Genomic DNA, 6,401 nt, shown 5'->3' with positions numbered 1-6,401 from the left:
GTAACCGCCCAATAACAAGGTATATTGAAAAAGGCTCCAAAGTCCTGTCGACTCTGGAACCTTTTTCTATTTACATGCTCTCTTAATATTTTTATCCCATGGCAAATAGGCCTCTAGCACCTCTTTTTTTGCGAGCGACTCCTCATTGGGTAAGTGTTCTAGAAGATAGGTCATATATTTCTCCGCATCAAGTCCGTTTCTCTTGGCTGTTTCCAAAAGACTCAGAATGATAGCTGTTGACTTGGCACCCTCAAAGCTCTGAGAAAACAGCCACCTTCGCTTTTTTGTTTCTAGGCTCAGGCTGAAACAGTCTATTCCCAGACTGTTTCACTACGCCCCATCACTAATGTCTTCATTGCCCTCTCAGCCATATTGTTGAACAAGACTAAGTCACCGTTCGAGAGAACAGTTCGAAAGGTTTCTTCGTGTTTGAGGCTATACTCCAAAACGGTCCCCAATTTGGAACCTGGCAAGACAGCCTGATTGCGATACCAATCAAAGAACTCGTCCATCAAGTGAGCCAACTCTGTCTGACGTTTATGTAGTCGCTCCTCGCTAGACAAGTCAGCCCAGTCATTCTCCAAGGCAAACAGGCGGTCGCAATAAGCTAAACCCTTAGCTCCTAAAGAAGTCTTGTCTGTCTTCTTAGGAGTCGCCTCAAAGAACTTTCGTCTAACATGAGCCCAACAACCAACCAGCTGAGCCTTGTCTAATTGCCGATAAGCACTTAAGCGGTTCGCAGTTCACCAAGCTTAGCGTCGCTTGGCTCCTAAACCTTGGACTGCTATCGCATAGGCAGAACTAAAGGACTAAAGTCCTAAGTTACTGCCGTAACATGTCACAATGAACGTAGCCCAACGTAGCCCGTATAATCTCCAAGAAATTTCTCCACAACCAAGCCACTCCGCCGTTTGTCATGATGATAGAGGGTGATTCCCTTTCTCTCATGTTTCCCAGATAAGAAGGTCCAGTAGTAGGTCAACTGGCTATTATTTTCTAAGACCTTGTAGGAGGTCTCATCCGCATGGAGAATAGGCTGCTCCAACAATTTCTCGTGCAACAGGTTATAAATCGGCTCGAAATAATATTGACTAGACTTGATGTGCCAGTTGACTATTTCCTTCCGACTGATTGGCAAGCCAAGCTTGTGCCAGTCCTCTTCCTGACGGTAATTGGGCACCTTCAGATTGAATTTCTGGTGAATAGTGTGGGCGATGATTGAAGCTGAACCCAAGCTGTGTGCCAAAGGTGCCTTAGAAACGGGAGCCTTGATAATCTTATCGCTTAGATTCTTCTGACTACATGCCTGACACTTGTATGCGTGTTGAACATGGTCAATCCGCTTTAATTGTGCAGGAATGAAGACCAACTCTTGTCGTTGAACAGTAAAACCAATCTCTTTCAACTGTCCATGACAGTCTGGACAAGTGCAGTCTTTGCCCTGCAATTCGTGATGAACAATCTCTGGAGTGAATTGGGAGTGAGAAAGAACTCGATTGGTCAAAAAGAGTTCGTCAACAAATCCTTATTTCCAGTTGTTGAGCTGAAACAGTCTATCCCCAGACTGTTTCACTCCCACCCCCGCACAGCTCAAAAGGTTCAGTGAACCTTTTGAGGTTGGAAATAGAGCGAACTTTGTTCGCAACAGTCGTAATGGCCAGATTTAGAGTATGAAATACGAACTGCTGAGATTTGCTTTGCAAATCTTATCTCCTACCTTTAACAGTCTCCCAGACTGTTAAAGCCAATCAACCACTGCGCTGAGATGTTGACACGAACTCTGAGAAGTGACACTAGATTTTAGTCCCGCCTCTGACGAACTCCCTTAGCTTTCTTGCTTTTATAAGTGATGATCTCTGTTTCAACTGGGTAAGTCAGCTTCTTCTTCAGGGAGACTTTCCTCCCCAAACAAGCTCAGCTGACCGGGTTGATACACTACTTTCTCTGATGATTTTCCGTAGAGTTTCTGTCTCAGATACTCAACCTGTTCTCGAAGGAGGGTCAACTCGTTGGTCATGATTTCAATGGTTTTTATTAGACTTTCAATCACTTTATCTTGCGACTCCATGGACTTACCTCCTTCTTTTTATCTTATTATACACAAAGAAAAGCCATGATTTCAATAGAAAGCCATCTGTCTTTTTGACAGAAATCAGTATACTTCTATTTTTCAAAATAAGCCCTTAGACTAACTGCCTAAGAGCTTCATTTCACTTAAATAAACCACTTCTAGTTATCAAATACTACCTTTTCTCCTGCTTATAGAATGCTTCCAGAGCCTCTTGCCAGGTCGGGATGACAAAACCTGTCGCCTTTGCTTTATCCAAGCTCATGGTTGAGTTGAATGGACGCTTAGCCTTTGCTGGGAACTGGCTAGAATCCACTGGCAATACCTTTGTGTTGGTATCCTTGAGGATTTCCGTCGCGAAGTCAAACCAGGTTGTATCTTCTGCCGCATCGTTTGACAAATGGTAGTAACCAAATGCTTGCTTGGTGTCCACCAAGTGAACCATAAATTCCGCAAGGGTACGGGTCCAAGTTGGGCGACCGTGTTGGTCATTGACAACCGTCAAAGTATCGCGAGTTTCCGCAAGATTTTGCATGGTGAAAACAAAGTTTTTACCGTAGTTACCAAAGACCCAGGCTGTACGAACAGTGTAGAATTTGTCAGCAAATTTCTCAACCGCTTCCTCACCCAAGCGCTTGGTACGACCGTATTCAGATTGTGGGTCTGGCTGATCATCAACTTGCCACTCTTGGCCGACTGGCAACTCACCGTTGAATACGTAGTCTGTTGAGATATAGACAAGGGTCGCACCGTATTTTGCTGCTGCCATGGCAACATTTTCAGAACCCGTTACGTTAATCTTGTAGTTGAGCTCCTTGCCTTCATCTTCTGCCATATCAACTGCTGTATAGGCTGCACAGTGGTATACAACGCTTGGCTTTACTTCTGCAAAGAAGGCATCTACTTTATCTGCATCAGTTATGTCCATTTCTGCTACGTCAGCGGCCACATACTCAACGCTACGCTCATCCAAGAGATACCGCAATTCTGTTCCCAACTGACCATTTGCACCTGTAATTAAAATCATGTTTGCTCCTTATTTCAAGAAAGGCTTGGGCAAGAGCCCTAGCCTTTAATAATCTTATTTAATAACTTCCTGTGTCTTAGCATAGTTGGCTTCAACAGCTTCTTTTTCAGCCTTCCACCAGTCTTGGTTGTTTGTGTACCACTGGATTGTTTCTTCCAAACCTTCAGAGAAGTTGGTAAACTGCGGTGTCCATCCTAGCTCGTCACGAAGTTTGCTTGCGTCAATCGCATAGCGTAAATCGTGTCCTGCACGGTCAGTCACGTGGTCATAAGCATCTTTTGGTTGCCCCATTTTTTCAAGAATCAATTCAAGCACTTCTTTGTTGTTCTTCTCACCGTCAGCACCGATTAGGTAAGTTTCGCCCATACGGCCTTTTGTCAAAATTGCCCAAACACCAGTCGAGTGGTCGTTGGTATGAATCCAGTCACGGACGTTTTTACCTTCACCGTAAAGTTTTGGCTTAATACCTGCCAAGATATTGGTGATTTGGCGTGGGATAAATTTCTCGATGTGTTGGTAAGGACCGTAATTGTTTGAACAGTTGGAAATAGTTGCTTTGACACCAAATGAACGCACCCATGCTTTGACAATCAAGTCTGAAGCAGCTTTGGTTGATGAGTAAGGTGATGATGGGTTGTAGTTGGTTTCTGCAGTAAATTTCTCACCTGGACCTTCGCCATGACCTGGCAAATCTTCACGTAAAGGAAGGTCACCATACACTTCGTCAGTCGATACATGGTGGAAACGGATGTCGTATTTACGAGCCGCTTCAAGAAGAGTATAGGTACCGATAAAGTTGGTATGGATAAATGGGCTTGGATCGTTGAGAGAGTTGTCGTTGTGGCTTTCTGCCGCATAGTGAACGATGGCATCTGCCTTAGCAGCCAATTTGTCAACCAACTCAGCATCTGCAATGTCGCCAACAACAAGCTCAACACGGTCACCAAGAATAGCTTCCAAGTTAGCCTTGTTTCCTGCATAAGTGAGTTTGTCCAAAACAGTTACGTGAACGTCTGGATGATTGTTATAAACATAGTGTACGAAGTTTGAACCGATGAAACCAGCTCCACCAGTTACGATAATATTTTTAAATTGAGACATTTTTTTCTCCGAAAAGTTTTTTCTTTTTTTGATAGTTTCCTTAGGTAGTGGGGACGCCAGCACCCCTTCAGTTTCATGGCTAAATTTTGAACCTAAGGTTTCAAAATTTCCCTGCAAGATTACGGCGGAAACTATCGCTCTGGGCTCGCGATGCTCGCCCTCTTGCATTACCAGACTACTTCAATACTTCTTTCAAGTAAGCAATCTTGGCAAAGTCTTTTTGATTGTTATTTTCTGCACGGTAGGAATCTTTTGAAGTGGCTTGGTAGATTTTCAGGTATTGTTCAAGTGTCGGTAGGTAATAGCGAACACCTGCTGTTTCTAGTTCTTCCAAATCTTCCAGCTCTACACCAGCAAATTCAGGCAGTGAATGTAGGCCTCCGAATTCAACAGATAAGCCATCTTTATGAAATTCATGTTCATGACGGTCAACCAGGACATAGCCTAGTTGGTTCATCATAGAAATCAAGGCATCCGCCTGATAAATCCGCTCGTCGTCTGGGGCTTCCCAGCCACGTGGATTACTTGGAACATGAATATCTAAATCTCCTGCCTGCCAATCTCGTCCTGTGCGCCTTTCCAAACCAACTGAGCCCATTAACAAGGGAGTGATTCCTAACTTGTTTAACTGCTCTGCTATTTCCAAAAAGGCTTGAAACATTAGAGGTCCTCTTTTCTCAAAGGCTTGACGTCTTTCAGGAATGGGTGATTTTCATCTGCTTCTGAGACTTCTGCTTCTTCTAGGTTTTCCCACTGGATGTCAAGGCTCGGGTCAGCGTAGTTGACGAAGGCATACTTAGGCTTGAGTTCCAAAGCCCAGTAGTCGTTGACCAAATAGCTGTAGGCCACGAAGTCTGACAAGACTTGGAAACCGTTGGCTACTCCGCGCGGAACGAAGATACCTTTTGAGGCATCGATAACGGTTTGGTAGGTATTACCGAAGGTTTCGCCTTCACGTAGATCGACCCAAGTTCCCAAAACCTTACCGCCGTCTGCTACTGAAATGTATTTATCCCAAGGCTCTGCGTGAAGACCACGAAGAACATTTTTGCGGGAGAAAGAAACATTATTTTGCAATTTCCCTTCTGCGAAAAAGCTTTCAGGGAAGCCGAGAGGCAACATTTTTTCCTTTTGGAAGTTCTCCTTAAACCAGCCACGGTTGTCGCCATGAACTGGGATATCAAATTCCAGCATTCCTGGGATGGCTTCGACTGGGCGAGCTGCTAGTGTTTTACCGAAAAAGTTTTCTGTCATTAGGCCTCTCCAATCAAACGGAGCAAATATTGTCCGTATTCATTTTTCTTAAGTGGCTGTGCCAATTCATGTACTTGTTCTTTTGTAATGTAGCCCATGCGGTAGGCAATTTCTTCCAAGTTAGCCACTTGAACGTTTTGCAAGCGTTGAACCGTTTCGATGTACTGCGCCGCTTCCAAGAGACTTTCATGCGTACCTGTATCCAACCATGCGAATCCACGACCCATAAGCTCAACAGACAAGTCGCCGCGTTCTAAGTAAGCTTTGTTGACATCTGTGATTTCCAACTCGCCACGAGGTGAAGGCTTGATGTTTTTGGCGATTTCGACAACATCATTGTCATAGAAATAAAGACCAGTAACAGCAAAGTTTGATTTTGGTACCTCTGGCTTTTCTTCGATTGAGATAGCATTCATGTCTGCGTCGAATTCTACGACACCAAAACGTTCCGGATCTTTCACTTGGTAACCGAATACTGTCGCACCTTTTTCTTTGCTAGCCGCCCGTTGCAACATCTTGGTCAAACCATTTCCATGATAGATGTTATCCCCCAAAATCAAAGCCACATTGTCATCACCGATAAATTCTTCACCGATAATGAAGGCTTGCGCCAAACCATCTGGACTTGGTTGTTCAGCATAAGACAGACTAATACCAAGCTCTGAGCCATCTCCCAGCATATCCTTGAAACGAGGAAGATCTTGAGGAGTTGAGATAATCAAAATTTCTTTAATCCCAGCCAACATAAGTGTTGACAATGGATAGTAAATCATTGGTTTGTCATAGATAGGCATCAATTGTTTTGAAGCCGCTCGTGTCAGAGGATAAAGGCGTGTACCTGATCCACCTGCTAGAATAATACCTTTCATATAAGAGTACCTTCCCTAAAATATATTCAGTCTATTATACCATACTTTTCAAATTCATGATATAAGAAAAAGTGGCTGTTCA

6 protein-coding genes and 2 pseudogenes are annotated in these 6,401 nt (G+C 43.9%); all 8 read right to left on the bottom strand.

The genetic code is table 11. The annotated features are described in order from the left end of the window. Positions 1–66: 66 nt before the first annotated feature. Positions 67–729, bottom strand: a pseudogene (locus tag F9856_RS12330) (IS66 family transposase); the annotation flags it as partial. Positions 730–834: 105 nt separating this feature from the next. Beyond that, positions 835–1,480 (bottom strand): annotated as a pseudogene (locus F9856_RS12325) (IS66 family transposase); the annotation flags it as partial. Positions 1,481–1,861: 381 nt separating this feature from the next. Further along, the gene (locus F9856_RS11555; RefSeq protein ID WP_044767175.1) at positions 1,862–2,068 is read right to left on the bottom strand and encodes a transposase; all 207 of its coding nucleotides are present in this window, start codon (positions 2,066–2,068) and stop codon (positions 1,862–1,864) included. Positions 2,069–2,243: 175 nt separating this feature from the next. Next, positions 2,244–3,095: a dTDP-4-dehydrorhamnose reductase gene (gene rfbD / locus F9856_RS11550; protein ID WP_202106689.1), complete on the bottom strand. Its 852-nt coding sequence runs from the start codon at positions 3,093–3,095 to the stop codon at positions 2,244–2,246. 54 nt (positions 3,096–3,149) lie between these two features. Next, positions 3,150–4,196: a dTDP-glucose 4,6-dehydratase gene (rfbB, locus tag F9856_RS11545; protein ID WP_202106688.1), complete on the bottom strand. Its 1,047-nt coding sequence runs from the start codon at positions 4,194–4,196 to the stop codon at positions 3,150–3,152. Positions 4,197–4,371: 175 nt separating this feature from the next. After that, positions 4,372–4,857 carry a phosphoribosylanthranilate isomerase gene (locus tag F9856_RS11540; protein ID WP_202106687.1) on the bottom strand — a complete coding sequence of 162 codons (486 nt, stop codon included), beginning with the start codon at positions 4,855–4,857 and terminating at the stop codon, positions 4,372–4,374. Next, positions 4,857–5,450 carry a dTDP-4-dehydrorhamnose 3,5-epimerase family protein gene (locus tag F9856_RS11535; RefSeq protein WP_044752187.1) on the bottom strand — a complete coding sequence of 198 codons (594 nt, stop codon included), beginning with the start codon at positions 5,448–5,450 and terminating at the stop codon, positions 4,857–4,859. The genes F9856_RS11540 and F9856_RS11535 overlap by 1 nt, the downstream gene beginning before the upstream one ends. Then, on the bottom strand, positions 5,450–6,319 hold the full coding sequence (gene rfbA, locus F9856_RS11530) for a glucose-1-phosphate thymidylyltransferase RfbA (protein WP_044668169.1): 870 nt from the start codon (positions 6,317–6,319) through the stop codon (positions 5,450–5,452). The genes F9856_RS11535 and rfbA overlap by 1 nt, the downstream gene beginning before the upstream one ends. Positions 6,320–6,401: the final 82 nt, after the last annotated feature.

Origin of the sequence: Streptococcus suis, from assembly GCF_016743335.1 — a bacterium.
In the GTDB taxonomy this organism is placed as follows: domain Bacteria; phylum Bacillota; class Bacilli; order Lactobacillales; family Streptococcaceae; genus Streptococcus; species Streptococcus suis_Y.
This window is presented reverse-complemented; position numbering and strand designations above follow the sequence as displayed.